18 protein-coding genes are annotated in these 17,212 nt (G+C 68.4%); 11 read left to right on the top strand and 7 right to left on the bottom strand.

Features of this window, described 5'->3' with window-relative positions; all coding sequences use genetic code 11:
• Nucleotides 1–19 precede the first annotated feature (19 nt).
• The 7 genes from IBJ06_RS11095 (at nt 20) to IBJ06_RS11065 (ending at nt 6,105) form a co-directional block, all read left to right on the top strand.
• Nucleotides 20–694: a nicotinate-nucleotide adenylyltransferase gene (locus IBJ06_RS11095; RefSeq protein ID WP_292160277.1), complete on the top strand. Its 675-nt coding sequence runs from the start codon at nt 20–22 to the stop codon at nt 692–694.
• 58 nt (nt 695–752) lie between these two features.
• Nucleotides 753–1,199 carry a ribosome silencing factor gene (gene rsfS / locus IBJ06_RS11090; protein WP_292160762.1) on the top strand — a complete coding sequence of 149 codons (447 nt, stop codon included), beginning with the start codon at nt 753–755 and terminating at the stop codon, nt 1,197–1,199.
• A gap of 25 nt (nt 1,200–1,224) precedes the next feature.
• Entirely contained in the window at nt 1,225–1,689 is a 465-nt protein-coding gene (rlmH, locus tag IBJ06_RS11085) for a 23S rRNA (pseudouridine(1915)-N(3))-methyltransferase RlmH (RefSeq protein ID WP_292160276.1), read from the top strand.
• Nucleotides 1,690–1,694: 5 nt separating this feature from the next.
• On the top strand, nt 1,695–2,765 hold the full coding sequence (locus IBJ06_RS11080; RefSeq protein WP_292160275.1) for a peptidoglycan DD-metalloendopeptidase family protein: 1,071 nt from the start codon (nt 1,695–1,697) through the stop codon (nt 2,763–2,765).
• Nucleotides 2,766–2,922: 157 nt separating this feature from the next.
• Nucleotides 2,923–4,290 carry a S41 family peptidase gene (locus IBJ06_RS11075; protein ID WP_292160274.1) on the top strand — a complete coding sequence of 456 codons (1,368 nt, stop codon included), beginning with the start codon at nt 2,923–2,925 and terminating at the stop codon, nt 4,288–4,290.
• Nucleotides 4,291–4,414: 124 nt separating this feature from the next.
• The gene (locus IBJ06_RS11070) at nt 4,415–5,614 is read left to right on the top strand and encodes a divergent polysaccharide deacetylase family protein (protein ID WP_292160273.1); all 1,200 of its coding nucleotides are present in this window, start codon (nt 4,415–4,417) and stop codon (nt 5,612–5,614) included.
• A 5-nt stretch (nt 5,615–5,619) separates the two neighbouring features.
• A complete protein-coding gene (locus IBJ06_RS11065) occupies nt 5,620–6,105 on the top strand; it encodes an RNA pyrophosphohydrolase (protein WP_292160272.1) in 486 nt (161 codons plus the stop codon).
• A 57-nt stretch (nt 6,106–6,162) separates the two neighbouring features.
• On the opposite strand, the gene IBJ06_RS11060 is transcribed toward IBJ06_RS11065, so the two are convergent.
• Genes IBJ06_RS11060 through IBJ06_RS11035 form a run of 6 tightly spaced genes read right to left on the bottom strand, consistent with a single transcriptional unit; the run spans nt 6,163 to nt 11,569 of the window.
• The gene (locus IBJ06_RS11060; protein WP_292160269.1) at nt 6,163–6,432 is read right to left on the bottom strand and encodes an ATP synthase F1 subunit epsilon; all 270 of its coding nucleotides are present in this window, start codon (nt 6,430–6,432) and stop codon (nt 6,163–6,165) included.
• A gap of 3 nt (nt 6,433–6,435) precedes the next feature.
• Nucleotides 6,436–6,900 (bottom strand): hypothetical protein, encoded by a 465-nt coding sequence (locus IBJ06_RS11055; RefSeq protein WP_292160267.1) that lies wholly within the window; start codon nt 6,898–6,900, stop codon nt 6,436–6,438.
• On the bottom strand, nt 6,900–8,465 hold the full coding sequence (gene atpD, locus IBJ06_RS11050; protein WP_292160265.1) for a F0F1 ATP synthase subunit beta: 1,566 nt from the start codon (nt 8,463–8,465) through the stop codon (nt 6,900–6,902). The genes IBJ06_RS11055 and atpD overlap by 1 nt, the downstream gene beginning before the upstream one ends.
• Nucleotides 8,466–8,502: 37 nt before the next feature.
• Nucleotides 8,503–9,381, bottom strand: coding sequence for a F0F1 ATP synthase subunit gamma (locus IBJ06_RS11045; RefSeq protein WP_292160263.1), 879 nt, complete (start codon nt 9,379–9,381; stop codon nt 8,503–8,505).
• 37 nt (nt 9,382–9,418) lie between these two features.
• Entirely contained in the window at nt 9,419–10,951 is a 1,533-nt protein-coding gene (atpA, locus tag IBJ06_RS11040) for a F0F1 ATP synthase subunit alpha (protein ID WP_292160261.1), read from the bottom strand.
• A 60-nt stretch (nt 10,952–11,011) separates the two neighbouring features.
• The gene (locus tag IBJ06_RS11035) at nt 11,012–11,569 is read right to left on the bottom strand and encodes a F0F1 ATP synthase subunit delta (RefSeq protein WP_292160259.1); all 558 of its coding nucleotides are present in this window, start codon (nt 11,567–11,569) and stop codon (nt 11,012–11,014) included.
• Nucleotides 11,570–11,819: 250 nt separating this feature from the next.
• Here IBJ06_RS11035 and IBJ06_RS11030 point away from each other — a divergent pair, with 250 nt between their 5' ends.
• Nucleotides 11,820–12,659 carry a TerC family protein gene (locus tag IBJ06_RS11030; protein ID WP_292160257.1) on the top strand — a complete coding sequence of 280 codons (840 nt, stop codon included), beginning with the start codon at nt 11,820–11,822 and terminating at the stop codon, nt 12,657–12,659.
• 14 nt (nt 12,660–12,673) lie between these two features.
• On the opposite strand, the gene IBJ06_RS11025 is transcribed toward IBJ06_RS11030, so the two are convergent.
• On the bottom strand, nt 12,674–14,842 hold the full coding sequence (locus IBJ06_RS11025; protein ID WP_292160255.1) for a primosomal protein N': 2,169 nt from the start codon (nt 14,840–14,842) through the stop codon (nt 12,674–12,676).
• A gap of 30 nt (nt 14,843–14,872) precedes the next feature.
• Here IBJ06_RS11025 and fsa point away from each other — a divergent pair, with 30 nt between their 5' ends.
• Genes fsa through IBJ06_RS11010 form a run of 3 tightly spaced genes read left to right on the top strand, consistent with a single transcriptional unit; the run spans nt 14,873 to nt 17,196 of the window.
• Entirely contained in the window at nt 14,873–15,526 is a 654-nt protein-coding gene (gene fsa, locus IBJ06_RS11020; protein ID WP_292160253.1) for a fructose-6-phosphate aldolase, read from the top strand.
• A gap of 45 nt (nt 15,527–15,571) precedes the next feature.
• Entirely contained in the window at nt 15,572–16,279 is a 708-nt protein-coding gene (locus IBJ06_RS11015) for a DUF484 family protein (RefSeq protein WP_292160249.1), read from the top strand.
• Nucleotides 16,261–17,196, top strand: a complete 936-nt coding sequence (locus IBJ06_RS11010; protein WP_292160247.1) for a tyrosine recombinase XerC — start codon at nt 16,261–16,263, stop codon at nt 17,194–17,196. Before IBJ06_RS11015 ends, IBJ06_RS11010 begins: the two co-directional genes overlap by 19 nt.
• The last annotated feature ends 16 nt before the right edge of the window (nt 17,197–17,212 follow it).

The following is a 17,212-nucleotide window of genomic DNA, read 5'->3' as shown; positions in this document are numbered from 1 at the left end:
GCCCCGCCGAGACCTGTCCTTGCGCTTCTTTCATGCCGGTCCTGCCCCCCGGACCTCCGGGCCCCGCCCCGGCGGGCTGAACGACGGGCTGCTGCTGTATCCGGGCATGCGTGTCGGTCTGTTCGGCGGCTCCTTCAATCCGGCCCATGACGGCCATGCCCATGTGGCCGAGACGGCGCTGCGGCGGCTGGGTCTGGACCGGGTCATCTGGCTGGTGTCGCCCCAGAATCCGCTGAAGTCCGAGGCCGAGACCGCGCCGCTTGCCGAGCGCATGGCCTCGGCCCGGCAGTGGGCCGACCGGGCCGACGGCGCCCGGCACATGGTCATTTCCGATTTCGAGTCGCGGGTCGGCACGACCCGGACGATCGATACGCTGAGGGCCCTGACCGCCCGCTATCCGGGGGTGAAATTCGTCTGGTTGATGGGGTCGGACAATCTGGCCGGCTTCCATCGCTGGCGGGGCTGGACGGACCTGTTGTCGCTGATGCCCATGGCCGTGGTGGCCCGCCCGGGCAGTCTGCTGGAAAGCCGGTCGGCCCCGGCCGCCCTGCGGTATCGCCGATACCGTATCCAGGCGCATGAGGCCCTGACCCTGGCGGATCGACAGGCCCCGGCCTGGGTCTATCTGACGGCACCGCTCAACCGGGCGTCCTCGACGGCCCTGCGCGCCGAAGCCGCGTCCCGGCGACCGTGACCGCCCGGCGGGGATGTGCTAGGGTCGTGGCTGATCTGTCATCGACTGGAGTATTCCGCTGACCCCCTCGCCCGCGCACGATGCGCATGCTGACGACACCCCGCACGCCGATTCCGACGGCCCGGACAGTGCTGACGCCCGATCCGCCGAGCTTCCGACCGGAAGCACCCCGCTCGAAACCGCCCTGCTGGCCAAGCTGGACGAGGACAAGGCCCAGGACATCGTCCTGATCGACCTCAAGGGCAAAAGCCCGATGTCCGATACCATGATCGTGGCATCCGGCCGCTCGCACCGCCATGTCAGCGCGCTGGCCGATCACCTGCTGCGCACGCTCAAGGACCACGGCCTCGGCCGCGTCAAGGTCGAGGGTCTGCCCCACTGTGACTGGGTGCTGATCGACGCCGGGGACGTGATCGTTCACCTGTTCCGACCCGAAGTGCGGACCTTCTACAACATCGAGAAGATCTGGGCCGTGGACTCGGCCCACCGGACGGCCCGCAACTAGGCCTGTCTGACGGGGGACCCGCGTCGTGAAGCTGTCGATCGTTGCCATCGGTCGGGCGGGGCGGGGACCCGAAGCGGACCTCGCCAACGACTATGCCCTGCGCGCCGGTCGCACAGGACGCGGGATCGGTCTGGGCCCCTGTGAGCTGATTGATGTCGAGCCGAAAAAGACCGGTCCGGGCCCGGAAGGCGTCGCCCTGTTGGCCGCCACCACGGGCGCGCGTCTGATCGCCTGTGACGAGCGCGGCAAGACCTTTTCCTCGCGCGCTTTTGCCGACCTGATCCGCGACATCCGGGATGGCGGCGAGCGTCATCTGGCCTTTTTGATCGGCGGGGCGGACGGGCTGGACGAGATGGTCCGCGATGCGGCCTCGCTGACGCTTGCCTTTGGTCCCCAGACCTGGCCCCATGCCCTGGCGCGCGCCATGCTGGCCGAACAGATCTATCGCGCCACCACGCTTCTGGCGGGCACGCCCTATCACCGGGACTGAGGCGGATGCGGCGGGTCCTGCTCATGCTTGCCCTGATGTTCGGCATGGTCGGGCCGGTGTCGGGCCAGTCCGGGGCACGCCCCGATCCGGAGGCGGTCGCCGAGGTTCAGGCCCGCTATCGGGACGCCGTGATCCGGACCCGGCGGATCGAGGCGGATGTGGCAGCGCTGGATCGCCGGATCGCCGCCACCGAGGCCAGCCTGGAGCGTCAGCCCGCCGCCGGTGACGAAACCGTCCTGCTGCAGCGTCGTCAGCTGGATGCCGCCGGTCGCCAGGAAGCCCGCGCGCTCGAGGACCTGGCCCTGGCCAAGGGGCCGCTCACGCGGGTGCTGGGGGCGTTGCAGACCCTGACGCGGCATCCGCCGCCCCCGCTGGTCGTGCCGACGCGGGAGGCCGTCGATACGGTCCGCGCGGCGGTGCTGATGAAGGCGCTGGTCGTGCCCCTGACGGAGCGGGTCGAGCAGGCGGATCGCCGCCGCGCCGCCGTGGTTGCCGAGCGTCGCGCCATCGCCCTGCAAAGCGAACGGCTGTTCGTCAGCGAGAGCCAGACGGGGGATCGTCAGGCCACGCTGCAGTCACGGCTGGTCGCGGACCGCGCCCGGCGCGCCACCCTGCGGGCCGAGGCCCGGCGGGCCCGCCGCGAGGCCGAGGCGCTGGAAGCCCGTCTGCGCGCCTGGGCGGTCCCGGTGCCGGAGGTCCCCGTCAGCGAGACGCCCGCCCTCAGACTGCCCAATGGGCGCGACACCCTGCTGGCGCCGGTCGAGGGCCCCCCTACGGCGCGGTTCGGCAAGGGCTCGTCCGGCTGGCAATGGCGGGCGGGGGGCCAGGCCGTGCTCGCGCCCTTGGAAGCCGAGGTCATCCACGCCGGACCGCTGGACGGCTGGGGCCAGGTGGTCATCCTGGATGCCGGACCGGGCTGGCGGGTCGTTCTGTCGGGGCTGGGCACGCTCGACATCGGCACCGGGGACCGGGTCAGGGCTGGCCAGAGACTGGGGCAGGGAGGAGACACCCTGCCCGTCCTTCTGGAGCTTCGCCGCGAGGAGGTGGCCGTCGATCCCTCGCCCTGGCTGGACTGAGGATCGCGGGTCACGAGGCGCTGACACAGAATTTATACCGTGGCTGGGGTTTCGCCTCGATTTGGTCCCGGGTTCCACTATTTGATAAGGCCATCGATGGATCTGTGGGGGCGACTCCACGCCCGGGCCGGGGTTCGGCCACAAGGAATGACACCGTATGCGTAGACTGTTGCTTGTCGGATGTGCGGCCCTGGCGCTCGGAGCGGGGGCCGCAGCCATGGCCCAGCAGAGCGTCCGCAACAATGAGACCTTCCGCATGCTGGAGCTGTTCGGCGATGTGCTCGCCGTGGTGAAGCAGGCCTATGTGGTGCCGGTCGATGACCGCAAGCTGATCGAGGCGTCGCTCAGCGGCATGATGACCGCGCTCGACCCGCACTCCAGCTATCTGGCGCCTGCCGGCTTCGGCGAACTGCGCGAGCGGACCGAGGGGCAGTATTCCGGCGTCGGCCTGACCATCTCGGCCGAGGGCGGATTTGTGAAGGTCATCTCTCCGATGGACGGCGGTCCCGCGGACCGCGCCGGGGTCCAGGCCGGCGACGTCATCTCGGTCATTGACGGGTCGACGGCGGCGGGCCTGTCAGTCTCGCAGGTCTCGGAAAAGCTGCGGGGCGCGGCGGGTACCGAGGTGCGGGTGACCTTCCTGCGGGATGGGGCGGACGCTCTGGAAGTCACCCTGACGCGCGAGATCATCAAGATCGAGTCGGTCACCGGCCGGGTCGAGGGCGAGTTCGGCTATGTCCGCATCTCGACCTTCAATGAGAACACGGGCCGCGAACTGAACGAGGTCATGGCCCGGCTGCAGTCCGAGAACCCGGGCATCAAGGGCTATGTGGTCGACCTGCGCAACAATGGCGGCGGTCTGCTGTCGGCGGCGATCGCCGTCTCGGACGCTTTCCTCGAACGTGGCGAAATCGTCAGCCAGCGCGGTCGCAAGCCCGATCAGATCGAACGCTATTCGGCCCGCCCGGGCGACCTGGCCAGGGGCCTGCCCATCGTCGTGCTGGTCAACTACGGCTCGGCCTCGGCCTCGGAAATCGTGGCCGGCGCCCTTCAGGATCACCAACGCGCCACCGTCGTTGGCCTGACCAGCTTCGGCAAGGGGTCGGTGCAGACCGTCATCCCGCTGCGCGGGGGCGAGGACGGGGCCCTGTCGATCACCACGGCGCGCTATTACACACCCTCCGGTTCCTCGATCCAGAAGATCGGCATCGAGCCGGACCTGGAGGTCTCGCGGTCGTTCGCCGAGGCCGGCATCGTGGCGCGGTCGAACTTCATCTATTCCGAAGCCGCCTATGCCACGGCGCTGGACGCCTCGATCGGGGCCGAACGCAAGGGCCCCCACGTGCCGTTCGAGGCGCCGGGCGAAGACTATCCTGCGGACAAGGACTATCAGCTGGAACGGGCCTTTGACGTGCTGCGCGCGGGCGGTCGTCTCGACCAGCTGGCCGCCGCGCCCGAGGGGATTGTTGTCACGCCGCCGGGCACGCAGCCGACCCAGCTGGCAAGCCGTCGCGATCCGGAGTAGGGGCGGGCATGCCTCGGGATCATGGTGAATCCGGCGTTAGGGTTTCTTAACCGGCACCGGGCATTCTGCGGCCAAATGGCCTGAACCGCATGGGCGGCCGGGCCGTGATGTCGTCCGGGTCCGCATGTCCGAGTCCAGTTTCGCCAAACGCCAGTCGCGTCTTGCCGCCCGGGCCGGGTCTCCGCCGCCTCGCCTCGACCTGCGGGCCGTGCGCCAGCGGATCGTGGCCTTCTTCCGCAAGCCTCCGGTGGCCGTGGCCTCGGCCGGTCTGCTGGTGCTGCTCAGCGCCGGACTGTTCATTGCCGTACTGGGCGATCCGCGTGCAGGCCTGCCGTCGGCCCGGGTCGATCTGAAACGCGAGGCTGTGACCGAACGGGTTCCGACCGGTATGGAAGCCTTTTCCATGGGGGTCGAGGATGCTTGGCTGACCCTCGGCGCCGATCCGGAGGCCTTCGGGACCGAGGCGGTCATAACCCTGCCCGACGGAGCCAGTGTGTCAGGGTCGGGAGAGGGGATCACGGCACCGCGCATCGCCGCGACCAGCCCCCTGCCGCGCGCGCCGATCGAAGGGCTGAGCCGCCCGGGTCCCGCCGGTCCCTTGCCGATCATCGCCACCGACGGCCGTACCCCGGCTGAGGCCTATGCCCGTCCGTTCCGCCCGAACGGCAAGCCGCGCGTGGCCCTGATCGTCGGCGGTCTGGGACTGAATGCCACAACGACGCGTGCCGCCATCGAACGCCTGCCGCCGGAGATCACCCTCAGCTTCGTCCCCTATGCCGACGACCTGCAGGCCTGGATTGATCTGGCCCGCGCGCACGGCCATGAGGTGATGATCGAGATCCCGATGGAGCCGACCGGCTATCCCGACAATGACCCCGGCCCCTACACCCTTCTGGCGGACGGAGGGGCCGAGGACGTCGGCAGCAAACTGCCCTGGCTGCTGGGCCGTGCGACGGGCTATTTCGGGGTGACCAACTATCTGGGCGACCGCTTCATGACCTCGGATGCGGCCTTCGGGGCCATGCTGGGCACGCTGCGCACCCACGGTCTGGCCTTCATCGACGATGGGCAGGCCCGCCGCCGCCCCGGTGCCTGGTCGCGCGCAACGGCCGACCGCGTGATCGACGAGACCCAGACCCCGGTCGCCATCATGGGCCAGTTGAATGCGATCGAGGCCATGGCCAAACAGCGCGGCGACGCGCTCGGCACCGGCTTCAGCTATCCGGTGACGGTCGAGGCCGTGGCCCGCTGGGCCGCCGGACTGGACGCCCGCGGCCTGCAACTGGCCCCCGCCAGCGCCATGACCCGCCGCCCGGGGCGCTAGGCCCTGTGCGTGACCGCGACCTGTCCCTCTATCGTCCCAATGTCGGCGTCGTCGTCTTCAATGCCGACGGCCGCGTCTGGCTGGGCCGCCGGATCGGCACGCCAGACCCCTGGAACTGGCAGTTCCCGCAAGGGGGCGTCGATGCGGGCGAGGATCTGGAGGCCGCCGCCCGGCGTGAACTGTTCGAGGAAACCGGTATCCGTTCAGTCGAGCTTCTGGGACAGACTCCCGACTGGCTGACCTATGACTTCCCGCCCGATATCCTGAATGGCCCGCTCAAGCGACGCGGCAACCTCGGCCAGAAGCAGATGTGGTTCGCTTGGCGGTTCACGGGGCAGGACGAAGAGGTCGACCTCATGGCCCATGGCGAACAGGAGTTCGACGCCTGGCGCTGGGCCGACCTGGCCGAAGCCCCCGCTCTGATCGTGCCGTTCAAGCGCGGCGTCTATGATCAGGTTTGCGCAGAGTTCGCGCGATTCGTCGACGTCTGACCCAAAAACGGCGGCTCCCGAGGAAGCCGCCGCCTGGCAATCACAATGTCCGGGCGATCAGACCGCGGCCACTTCCGTGGCGCGTTCGGCCAGAATGGTCAGGCCGGCGGGGGTGACATCGGCGAACCCCCCCTCGACCAGGAATTGCCGCCGGCTGCTGCCGTCCATCACGGTGACCACGCCTTCGCGCAGGGCCGTCATGAAAGGCGCGTGATCGGCCAGCACGCCGAAGTCACCCTCGACACCGGGCGCATCCACCTGATCCACCAGGCCCGAAAAGACCTCGCGTTCCGGGGATACGAGAGAGAAGGAGAGTTTGGAGGCCATTTGTCAGTCTCTGCTGTCATCGAGCGTGGCCTGAACCGCCGCCCGTGTCTGTTCATCACATTCGCCGTTGGCCCGGAAGGCGTCGAGTGCCTCGGCTTGGACGAATCCATGGACCCCGCCGATCAGGGCATACTTCCGGTTTGAGCCGCCGGGCTGCATCCGCCATTCACGCATCATCGGCATGAAGCTTTGGCCGCTCCAGTCCAGTCCGCAATGTTCAGCCAGGGCGCTCATCAGGGCTATGCCTGCAACCCGACCCGCCTCATCGTCGCTGAGAGGCGGAGAGGCCATCTCTTCGGCTGTTGCCGCTGCGCAGGGTTCACCTCCGCACTGGAACAGCGTCATGTTGGCCAGCACCTGATCCCGCGCATCAACACCGGCCTGGCGCAGCAGATCCGGGTCCTGCGCCGCGACGGGTGCGGCGCAGGTCAGGACGAGCGCTGCAATGACGCTCGCCCCGATACGCATCACGCCGCTTCCGCGGCCAGCTTCTGGGCCTTCTCGACGGCTTCCTCGATGGTGCCGACCATGTAGAAGGCGGCTTCGGGCAGGTGGTCGTATTCACCGGCGACGATGCCCTTGAAGCTGCGGATGGTGTCTTCCAGCGCCACGAACTTGCCGGGCGAGCCGGTGAACTGTTCGGCCACGAAGAAGGGCTGCGACAGGAAGCGCTGGATCTTGCGGGCGCGCGACACGATCAGCTTGTCCTCTTCCGACAGCTCGTCCATGCCCAGGATGGCGATGATGTCCTTCAGGGCCTTGTACTGCTGCAGGACTTCCTGAACAGACCGGGCGACCTGATAGTGCTCCTCGCCGATCACCAGCGGGTCCATGATCCGGCTGGTCGAATCCAGCGGGTCCACGGCCGGGAAGATGGCCTGGGCGGCGATGTCGCGCGACAGCACGGTGGTGGCGTCCAGGTGGGCGAAGGAGGTGGCGGGGGCCGGGTCGGTCAGGTCGTCGGCGGGCACATAGATGGCCTGCACCGAGGTGATCGAGCCCTTCTTGGTCGAGGTGATGCGCTCCTGCAGATTGCCCATCTCGGTGGCCAGCGTCGGCTGATAGCCCACGGCCGACGGGATACGGCCCAGCAGGGCGGACACTTCCGAACCGGCCTGGGTGAAGCGGAAGATGTTATCGACGAACAGCAGCACGTCCTTGCCTTCCTCGTCGCGGAAGTACTCGGCCTGCGCCAGACCGGTCAGGGCGACGCGGGCACGGGCGCCGGGGGGCTCGTTCATCTGGCCATAGACGAGGGCGCATTTGGAGCCTTCGGTCGAGCCGCCGTTCTTGGTCGGGTCGACGTTCACGTTCGACTCGATCATCTCGTGGTACAGGTCGTTGCCTTCGCGGGTGCGCTCACCCACGCCGGCCAGAACCGAATAACCGCCGTACGCCTTGGCGATGTTGTTGATCAGCTCCTGCATGGTCACGGTCTTGCCGACGCCGGCGCCGCCGAACAGGCCGATCTTTCCGCCCTTGGTGTAGGGGCACATCAGGTCGATGACCTTGATGCCCGTGACCAGGATTTCCGAGCTGGTCGACTGATCCTCGAAGCTGGGGGCCTCGCGGTGGATCGGGCGATACATGGTGGTCTGGATCGGGCCCTGTTCGTCGATCGGCGCGCCGACCACGTTCATGATGCGGCCGAGCGTGCCCGGACCGACCGGCGCCAGGATGGACTGGCCGGTGTCGGTGACCGGCTGACCGCGGGTCAGACCCTCGGTGGTGTCCATGGCGATGGTGCGGACCATGTTCTCACCCAGGTGCTGGGCGACTTCCAGGACGAGGGTGAAGGGCTCGCCCGTCTTCTGGTCAACGTTTCCGGTTTCCAGCGCGTTCAGAATGGCCGGCAGGGGGCCGTCGAACTCCACGTCGACGACGGCGCCGATGACCTGGGCGATCTTGCCCGAGGCGGTGGCGACGGTGGTCTTCGGAGCGGCCGCTGCGGCAGCGGCGCGCGGGGCGGCCGGCTTCTTCGCAGCAGGGGCCTTCTTGGCGGCGGGCTTCTTGGGGGCGGTGGTGTCGGTCATGGGTCGGTCCGTGTCGGAAGGGGCGTTCAGGGGCGGATCAGAGGGCTTCCGCGCCCGCGATGATCTCGATCAGTTCGGTGGTGATCTGGGCCTGGCGCTTGCGGTTGTACTGCAGGGTCAGGCTGTTGATCAGGTCGCCGGCGTTGCGGGTGGCGTTGTCCATGGCGCCCATCTGGGCCCCGAAGAAGCTGGCCTGGTTTTCGTAGAGCGCGGCCAGGATCTGGGTGGTGATGTTGCGCGGCAGAAGCGTCTCGAGGATTTCCTCCTCGGACGGCTCATACTCATAGACGGCACCGTTCAGATTGACCGGCGGCGCATCCCCGGCAACCTCGGCCGGGATCAGCTTCTTCGGCGTCGGCACCTGGCTGATGACCGACTGGAAGCGGCTGTAGAACAGGGTCACCACGTCGGCGCGTCCGGCCTCGAACTCTTCGGCGATCAGTTCGGCGATGGGCTCGGCGGCGGGCAGGCCGATGGTCTTGTGCTCGCTCATCTCGAAGGTGCGGACCAGCCGGTCACCGTACAGACGGGCCAGACCGTCCCGCGACTTCTTGCCAACGGCGATGATGCGCACATCCTTGCCGCCCTTGATCAGGGTGTTGATGCGCTCGCGCGCGGCCCGGATGACGTTCGAGTTGAACCCGCCGGCCAGACCCTTGTCACCGGTGGCGACGACGATCAGGTGCTTCTGCTCGGCGCCAGTGCCGGCCAGCAGCCTGGGCGCGTCGTCACCCGACACGCCGGCCGCCAGATTGGCGATCACCGAGGCCATCTTCTGCGCATAGGGACGGGCGCTCTCGGCCTGGTCCTGGGCACGCTTCAGCTTGGCCGCCGCGACCATGTTCAGGGCTTTCGTGATCTTCTGCGTGGACTTCACGCTTCCGATCCGATTGCGCATTTCCTTGAGGCTGGCCATTCGGCGTTCCTCTAGCTCCTAACTGGTGTGGCGGCGATCAGGCGAAGGTCTTGGCGAAGGCTTCGATGGCGTCCTTCAGTTCGGCTTCCAGTTCCGGCGACAGGGCCTTCTTGGTGCGGATGCCGTCCAGGATACCGGCATGCTTGGAGTGCATGCGCGCCAGCAGCTCGCGCTCGAAACGACCGACGTCCGACACGGCGATGCCGTCCAAGTAGCCGCGCGTCCCGGCGTAGATGGAGACCACCTGCTCCTCGACCGCCAGCGGCGAGTATTGCGGCTGCTTCAGCAGCTCGGTCAGGCGCGCACCGCGGGCCAGCAGCTTCTGGGTCGAGGCGTCGAGGTCCGAACCGAACTTGGCGAAGGCGGCCATTTCCCGGTACTGGGCCAGCTCGCCCTTGATGGATCCGGCCACCTGTTTCATCGCCTTGATCTGGGCCGAGGAGCCCACGCGCGACACCGAGATGCCGACGTTCACGGCCGGGCGGATGCCCTGATAGAACAGGTCCGATTCCAGGAAGATCTGGCCGTCGGTGATCGAGATGACGTTGGTCGGGATGTAGGCCGACACGTCGTTCGCCTGGGTTTCGATGATCGGCAGGGCGGTCATCGAGCCCGAGCCGTAGTCGGCGTTCAGCTTGGCCGAACGCTCCAGCAGGCGGCTGTGCAGGTAGAAGACGTCGCCCGGATAGGCTTCGCGGCCCGGCGGACGGCGCAGCAGCAGTGACATCTGGCGATAGGCGACGGCTTGTTTGGACAGGTCGTCGTACACGATCAGGGCGTGCATGCCGTTGTCGCGGAAATACTCGCCCATTGCGGTGCCGGCGAACGGTGCCAGGAACTGCAGCGGGGCGGGCTCAGACGCCGTGGCGGCCACGACGATGGTGTAGTCCAGAGCGCCGCGCTCCTCGAGCGTCTTGACGATCTGGGCGACGGTCGAGCGCTTCTGGCCGATGGCGACGTAGATGCAGTACAGCTTGGCCGATTCGTCGTCGGTGGCGTTGACCGACTTCTGGTTCAGGATGGTGTCGACGGCCACGGCGCTCTTGCCGACCTGACGGTCACCAATGATCAGCTCGCGCTGGCCACGGCCGACCGGGATCAGGGTGTCGATGGCCTTCAGGCCGGTCTGCATCGGCTCGTGCACCGACTTGCGGGGGATGATGCCCGGCGCCTTCACGTCGACGCGGCGACGCTCGGTGAACTGGATCGGGCCCTTGCCGTCGATCGGCTCGCCCAGCGGATTGACGACGCGGCCCAGCAGGCCCTTGCCGACCGGCACGTCCACGATCTCGCCCAGACGGCGGACCTCGTCCCCCTCGGCGATCTCATTGTCCTGGCCGAAGATCACGGCGCCGACGTTGTCGACTTCCAGGTTCAGGGCCATGCCCTTCACGCCGGCCTTGGGGAATTCGATCATCTCGCCGGCCTGGACGTTGTCCAGACCGTGGATGCGGGCGATGCCGTCACCGACCGACAGCACCTGGCCGACGTCCGAGACATCGGCTTCCACGCCGAAAGCGGCGATCTGCGACTTGAGGATGGCCGAAATCTCGGCGGCGCGGATGTCCATGTGGGGCTCTTCTTGGCTTAGCGTTCAGTCTGTGGGGCGGAGCGGAAACGGCTTGTCAGCCTATCCGGCCCGCTTGAGGGCGAATTTCATCTGGTCCAGCTTGGTCTTCAGCGAGGCGTCATACAGGCGCGAGCCCACCTTGACCTTCAGGCCACCCAGCAGGGACGGGTCGACGCGGGCTTCCAGCTCCGGATCCTTGCCCAGCGCCTTGCGCAGCGACGCCTTGATGGCGGTCATCTGGGCGGCGGCCAGCGGGGCGGCTGAAACCACCTCGGCCGAGACCAGTCCGGTGCGGATGGCATAAAGCCGGTCAAAGCCGGCGATCACGGCGGTCAGGTCGGCTGACCGACCGTTCTGGGCCAACAGGCCCAGGAATTTGCGGGTCAGGCTGTTGAAGCCCGCCTTGTCGGCGATGGCGGTCAGGCCCTTCGCCTGATCCTCGTTGCTGATGACCGGCGAGGTGGACAGGCGGCGCAGGTCGTCGCTTTCGGCCCAGGCCTTGCGCAGCGACTTCAGATCGGCGCGCACGCCCTCCACCGCCTGACCTTCGTCAGCGAGGTCAAAAAGGGCCTGCGCGTAGCGTGCGCCGACAGTCGTAGTCCTGAAATCGTCAGCCACTCGTCAAGGTCCGCGATCAATAAAGCGTTTGGGTCACAACCGGCGGTGACGGATCACCCCGATCAAAGGCTTGAAATGCTTGAAGAAAGCACAACGAGCCTCCGTTTTTCAACAGAGGTCCCGGTTCAGCCGGGCGCCTGATAGCACGGGCCTTTCCCCCCCGCAACCGAGGCGGTGCGCCACACCCTGACGCTTGTCGCGGGCAGGGCGCCCCTGTAGACCGGCGGCCTTCTCAAACGGATACGGCTCCATGCTCGACAGCATCATTCCCCTTCTGTCCGACCCCGCAGCCTGGGCGGCCCTGGTCACCCTGGTCGTGATGGAGGTTGTGCTCGGGATCGACAATCTGATCTTCATCTCGATCCTGTCGAACAAGCTGCCGGAAGAGCATCGCTCCCGCGTGCGCCGCATTGGTATTTCGCTGGCGCTGATCATGCGTCTGGCCCTACTGTCGATGATCGCGTGGATCGTCGGCCTCACTGCGCCGGTGTTCGCGCTGATGGGCAATGAGTTTTCCTGGAAGGACATCATCCTGATCCTCGGCGGCCTGTTCCTCGTGTGGAAGGCGACCAAGGAAATCCACCACACCGTCGACCCGTCGCCGAGCCACGATCTGCTGGAAAAGGACAAGGGCGACGTCATCATCTCGAACGCCGGATCGGCCATCTTCCAGATCATCCTGCTGGACCTGGTCTTCTCGGTCGATTCGATCCTGACGGCGGTCGGCATGACCGAGCACCTGCCGATCATGGTCGTGGCCGTTCTGGTCGCCATCACCGTCATGCTGCTGGCCGCCGATCCGCTTGCCAACTTCATCAACAAGAACCCGACCGTGGTCATGCTGGCCCTCGGCTTCCTGCTGATGATCGGCATGGTGCTGATCGCCGAGGGCTTCGGCGCCCATGTGCCCAAGGGCTATATCTACGCCGCCATGGCCTTCTCGGCCGGGGTCGAGGCCCTGAACATGTGGAGCCGCAGGGCCAGCAGCAAACGCGAGCAGGCCCTTCAACTGCGGGCCCAGGCCGATCAGGCCGAGGCCCGGGCGCGCGCCGCCGAAGCCGAGGCCAACGCGGCCGAGGGCCGGGGCTGAGCCGTCGGGGACCTCTACAGAAAGCTGTAGGGGTCCACGTCGACCGCAAGCCTCACGGAGGACGGCAGCTTCACGCGTGACAACCAGGCCCTGAGGAAGGCCTGGATGTCCACGTCCCGGTCGGCGCGGACCAGCAGACGCTTGCGACGGCGCCCCCGCACCAGCGCCAGCGGCGCATCGGCCGGGCCATAGACCTCCAGCCGCTCCGCATTGGGAATGGCCCCGGACAGCAGCTGTGCGGCCTTTTCGACGGCATCCGCCTTGTCCCCCGACAGGATCAACGCCGCCAGACGGCCGAACGGGGGCAGGGCCGCCAGCCGCCGTTCCTCTGATTCGGTGGCCAGGAAGCTGTCACGGTCGCCCGCCGCCAGCGCCTGCAGGACGGGGTGCTCGGGTGTCCATGTCTGCAGCAGGGCCCGCCCCGAGCGTTCGGCCCGCCCGGCCCGGCCCGTCGCCTGCATCAGCAGCTGAAAGGTCCGCTCGGCCGCGCGTAGGTCACCGCCCCTCAGCCCCAGATCGGCATCGACGACCCCCACCAGTGTGAGGTTGGGGAAGTTGTGTCCCTTGGCCGCCGCCTGGGTCGCCACCAGAATGTCGATCTCGCCGCGTTCCATGGCCTCGACCAGATCGCGGGCCGACCGGCCGTCCGGTGTGGTGTCCGAGGAAAAGATGGCCGTTCGCGCATCCGGGAAGAGGCTGCGGACCTCCTCCTCGACCCGCTCCACCCCCGGACCGACCGGCACCAGACTGTCCTTGGCCCCGCATGAGGGGCAGGTGTCGGGCCGGGCCATGGAAAAGCCGGTCAGATGACAGACCAGCCGCCCGGTATAGCGGTGCTCGACCAGCCACGAGTCCGTATCCGGCGCCGTCATCCGGTGACCACAGGCCCGGCACAGCACCACGGGCGCATAGCCGCGCCGGTTCAGGAACAGCAGGGTCTGCTCGCCGCGCGCCAGCGTCTCGGCCATGGCGGCACGCAGCGGCGGGCTCAGCCAGGTCTGCGGCTCGGGGGGATTGGCGCGCAGGTCCAGCAATGTGATGTCGGGCAGCACCGCGGTGCCGTGCCGCGCGGTCAGCCTCAGCTCGCGGTACCGCCCCTGCCGCGCATTGCCCAGCGTCTCCAGCGACGGCGTGGCCGAGGCCAGCACCACTGCGGCGTTTTCGAACCGCGCCCGCGCCACGGCCAGGTCCCGCCCTTGATAGATCAGGCCGTCTTCCTGCTTGTAGGAAGCGTCGTGCTCTTCATCGACGACGATCAGCCGCAGGTGCGGGAAGGGCAGGAACAGGGCCGAGCGCGCGCCCACCACGATGCGACAGTCGCCCGAGACCACGGCATCCCACACCTGCCGCCGGCGCGGTCCGGTCAGACCGGAGTGCCATTCCGCCGGCGTTGCGCCGAACCGGGCGGCGATGCGCGAAATCACCGCCTGGGTCAGGGCGATCTCGGGCAGCAGGATCAGCGCCTGCGCCCGCGGGTCCGCCTCCAGCAGCCGGGCCACGGCCTCCAGATAGGCTTCGGTCTTGCCCGAGCCGGTGACCCCATCCAGCAGGAAGGCGGCGAATTGGCCGGCGACCGCTGCCTCGCCGATCTGGCGCGCGGCCTCGGCCTGATCCGGGCTCAGCACGACCGGCGCGTGCCGGGGGTCCGGCATCGCAAAGGGGGTGGCCCGCTCCGCCGGACGCGCCGTGATCACCCCCTCGTCCACCAGTCCCTTGACCACGCCGGTCGAGACACCTGCCGCGCGGCCCAGTTCCGCCACACTGGAAGCCGGGGCGCCTTGGTCCAGGGCCTGCAGCACAGCCGCGCGCGCAGGGGTCAGGCGCACAGGCGCCTTGCCCGCCACCCGGTGCAACTGCATCGGCGGTTTCGGCGGCGCATGGCGCAGGGCCTTTAGCGACAGTGCCGCCATCTCGCCGGGCGGCGACAGGGTCCAGCGGGCCGCCCATTCCAGAAAGTCCAGAGTGGCGGGGGGCAGGGGGGGCAGGTCCAGCCGGGCCCCAATGGCCTTCAGCCGCCGATTGGTCGCGGGGATTTCGCGTACGTCACCCACCACGCCCGTTATCTGCCGGGGCCCCAGCGGCACGGTCACCAGATCGCCGCGCGCCACCGCCATGTCCCCGGGCACGACATAGTCAAAGGCCTCGTCGACCGGCAGGGGAATCAGGACGGCGGCGACTTTCACCCTGGGGCCCCGTGGTCTAGAACCCTCATCATGAAACTGTTTCTCGATACCGCCGACGTCGCCGTCATCAAGGACATGGTCCCCACGGGCATGGTCGATGGCGTCACCACCAATCCGTCCCTGATCGCAAAGTCGGGTCGCAACATCGCTGAGGTCATCGCCGAGATTTGCGCCCTCGTCGAGGGGCCCATTTCCGCCGAGGCTGTCGCCACCGACTATGAGACCATGGTCCGGGAGGGCGAAAAGCTGGCCGGGATCGCCCCCAATGTGGTGGTCAAGCTGCCGCTGACCTGGGATGGGCTGCGCGCCACGCGGACCTTTTCGGACAAGGGCATCCGTACCAATGTGACACTCTGCTTCTCGGCGGCCCAGGCCCTGCTGGCGGCCAAGGCCGGCGCCAGCTTCATCTCGCCCTTCGTGGGTCGTCTCGAGGACCACGGCGCCGACGGCATCGGCCTTCTGGAAGAGATCCGCACCCTCTACGACATCCATGGCTTCGAGACCGAGGTGCTGGCCGCCTCGCTGCGCAATCCCGGGCACGTCTCGGCCGCGGCCCTTGCGGGGGCCGACGCCGCGACCCTGCCGGCCGACACCTTCAAGGCGCTGGTCAAGCACCCGTTAACCGACAAGGGGCTTGATGCCTTCCTGGCCGACTGGGGCAAGACCGGCCAGAGCATTCTGTAAGAGGGCCACCGCCTTGCCCGGGCGGCGTGCCAACCGGGGCCGACCGTGACCGAGACCGCCGACCTGTTCGACGATGAGACTGATCAGGAGGGCCTGCGCTGGCCCGAGGTCCGCGCCTGGTTGCAGGAGCACGCCGAAACCGTGGCCGGGGATCGCGCCCTGTTGCAGGAGCTGGGTCTGCGCCCGCATGGCCCCAATGTCGTGGATTTCGGGGCGGCCGCCCTGTCGCGGGTCGAGGCCGTCGCCGCGCGAGAGGCCGGGGCCCGCAAGGCCATTGAGGCTGTCGCCCGCGCCAATTTCGCCGCCCAGGCCCAGACCCATGTCGCCGTCCTCGACCTGATGGAGGCGAAGAACCCTTCCGACCTCGCCCGGCGTCTGGATGCTGCCGCCCAGGCCCGCTTTGGTCTGGCCGGGGCGTCGATCGTTCTGGAAAAGCCCGGTGGCATTCCCTTCGGCTGGCGCGCGCTGGAGCCCGGCGGCGTCGACGGCTTGCTGGGCCGGAACGGCCTGCATCGTCTGGGCACAGGCGGCCAGGGGCTGGGTCTTTTCGGCGCGGCCGAGGATGAGGTCCGCTCGATCGCCCTGGTCCGCATGGCCCCGCACGTTGGCCCCAACGGCACCACCCGCCCCGGCCTGTGCGCCTTCGGCTCGCCCGATCCCGAGGGGTTCACGCCGGAAATGGGCTGCGAACTGGCGGCCTTCCTCACCCGGGTGATCGAACGCATGGCCGAGCGATGGCCGATCCTCAACTGACCGCGCCCTCAGGGGCGGCCCTCGACGCCTGGCTGCACCATCTGGCGCATGAGCGCCGTCTGTCGCCCCGTACGCTCGAGGCCTATGGCCATGCGGGGCGGCGGTATCTGGCCTTCCTGTCCGGGCATTTCGGCGGCGAGGTTTCCACCGGGGACCTCGGACAGGTCCGTGCCTCGGATCTGCGCGCCCACCTGGCCGAGCGCCGCTCGGGCCCCCAGCCCCTCTCGGCCCGCTCGCTCAGTCAGGCCCTGTCGGCCATCAGGGCTTTCCACCGCTTTCTCGAGCGTCGGCTGGGCATCGAGGCACCCGAGCTGGCGCTGGTGCGGGGGCCCCGCATCAAGCCCTCCCTGCCGCGCGCCCTCAAGGTCGATCAGGCGCTGGAACTGATGGAGGCCACCGGCGACGAGGCCGAAACCCCGCCGTGGGAAGCCGCCCGCGACCGGGCCGTGCTGATGCTGTTGTACGGCTGTGGTCTGCGCATTTCCGAGGCGCTCAGCCTGACCGATGCCGATGTCCCGCTGGGCGAGACCCTGCGCATCACCGGCAAGGGCTCCAAGACCCGCATCGTCCCGGTCCTGCCGCAGGTGGCCGAGGCCGTGGCCGCCTATCGCGACCTCCGCCCGTGGGTCGAGGGGCCGGACCGCGCCCTGTTCCTCGCCAGACGCGGCGGCAGGCTCAGCCCCCGTCAGGTCCAGGCCGCCGTCCAGGCCCTGCGCCGCCGCCTCGGACTGCCCGAGACGACCACGCCGCACGCCCTGCGCCACAGCTTCGCCACCCATCTGCTGGGCGCCGGGGCGGACCTGCGCAGCCTGCAGGACCTGCTGGGCCACGCCAGCCTGTCGACCACCCAGAAGTATACGGCCGTCGATGTCGCACGCCTGATCGGCGTCTATTCATCGGCCCATCCGAGGCGTTAGGATCGGGCAGCCCGGC

The organism is Brevundimonas sp. (assembly GCF_016742135.1).
Classification (GTDB): Bacteria; Pseudomonadota; Alphaproteobacteria; order Caulobacterales; family Caulobacteraceae; genus Brevundimonas.
The sequence above is the reverse complement of the archived record's forward strand: the minus strand, read 5'-3'. Positions and strand labels throughout refer to the sequence as shown.

Excerpts from the sequence above, each read along its gene's own strand:
- IBJ06_RS11080 (WP_292160275.1), top strand. The coding sequence starts at position 1,695 with ATGCGGCGGGTCCTGCTCATGCTTGCCCTGATGTTCGGCATGGTCGGG.
- IBJ06_RS11075 (WP_292160274.1), top strand. The coding sequence starts at position 2,923 with ATGCGTAGACTGTTGCTTGTCGGATGTGCGGCCCTGGCGCTCGGAGCG.
- IBJ06_RS11070 (WP_292160273.1), top strand. The coding sequence starts at position 4,415 with ATGTCCGAGTCCAGTTTCGCCAAACGCCAGTCGCGTCTTGCCGCCCGG.
- IBJ06_RS11060 (WP_292160269.1), bottom strand. The coding sequence starts at position 6,432 with ATGGCCTCCAAACTCTCCTTCTCTCTCGTATCCCCGGAACGCGAGGTC.
- IBJ06_RS11055 (WP_292160267.1), bottom strand. The coding sequence starts at position 6,900 with ATGCGTATCGGGGCGAGCGTCATTGCAGCGCTCGTCCTGACCTGCGCC.
- atpD (WP_292160265.1), bottom strand. The coding sequence starts at position 8,465 with ATGACCGACACCACCGCCCCCAAGAAGCCCGCCGCCAAGAAGGCCCCT.
- IBJ06_RS11045 (WP_292160263.1), bottom strand. The coding sequence starts at position 9,381 with ATGGCCAGCCTCAAGGAAATGCGCAATCGGATCGGAAGCGTGAAGTCC.
- atpA (WP_292160261.1), bottom strand. The coding sequence starts at position 10,951 with ATGGACATCCGCGCCGCCGAGATTTCGGCCATCCTCAAGTCGCAGATC.
- IBJ06_RS11030 (WP_292160257.1), top strand. The coding sequence starts at position 11,820 with ATGCTCGACAGCATCATTCCCCTTCTGTCCGACCCCGCAGCCTGGGCG.
- fsa (WP_292160253.1), top strand. The coding sequence starts at position 14,873 with ATGAAACTGTTTCTCGATACCGCCGACGTCGCCGTCATCAAGGACATG.
- IBJ06_RS11010 (WP_292160247.1), top strand. The coding sequence starts at position 16,261 with ATGGCCGATCCTCAACTGACCGCGCCCTCAGGGGCGGCCCTCGACGCC.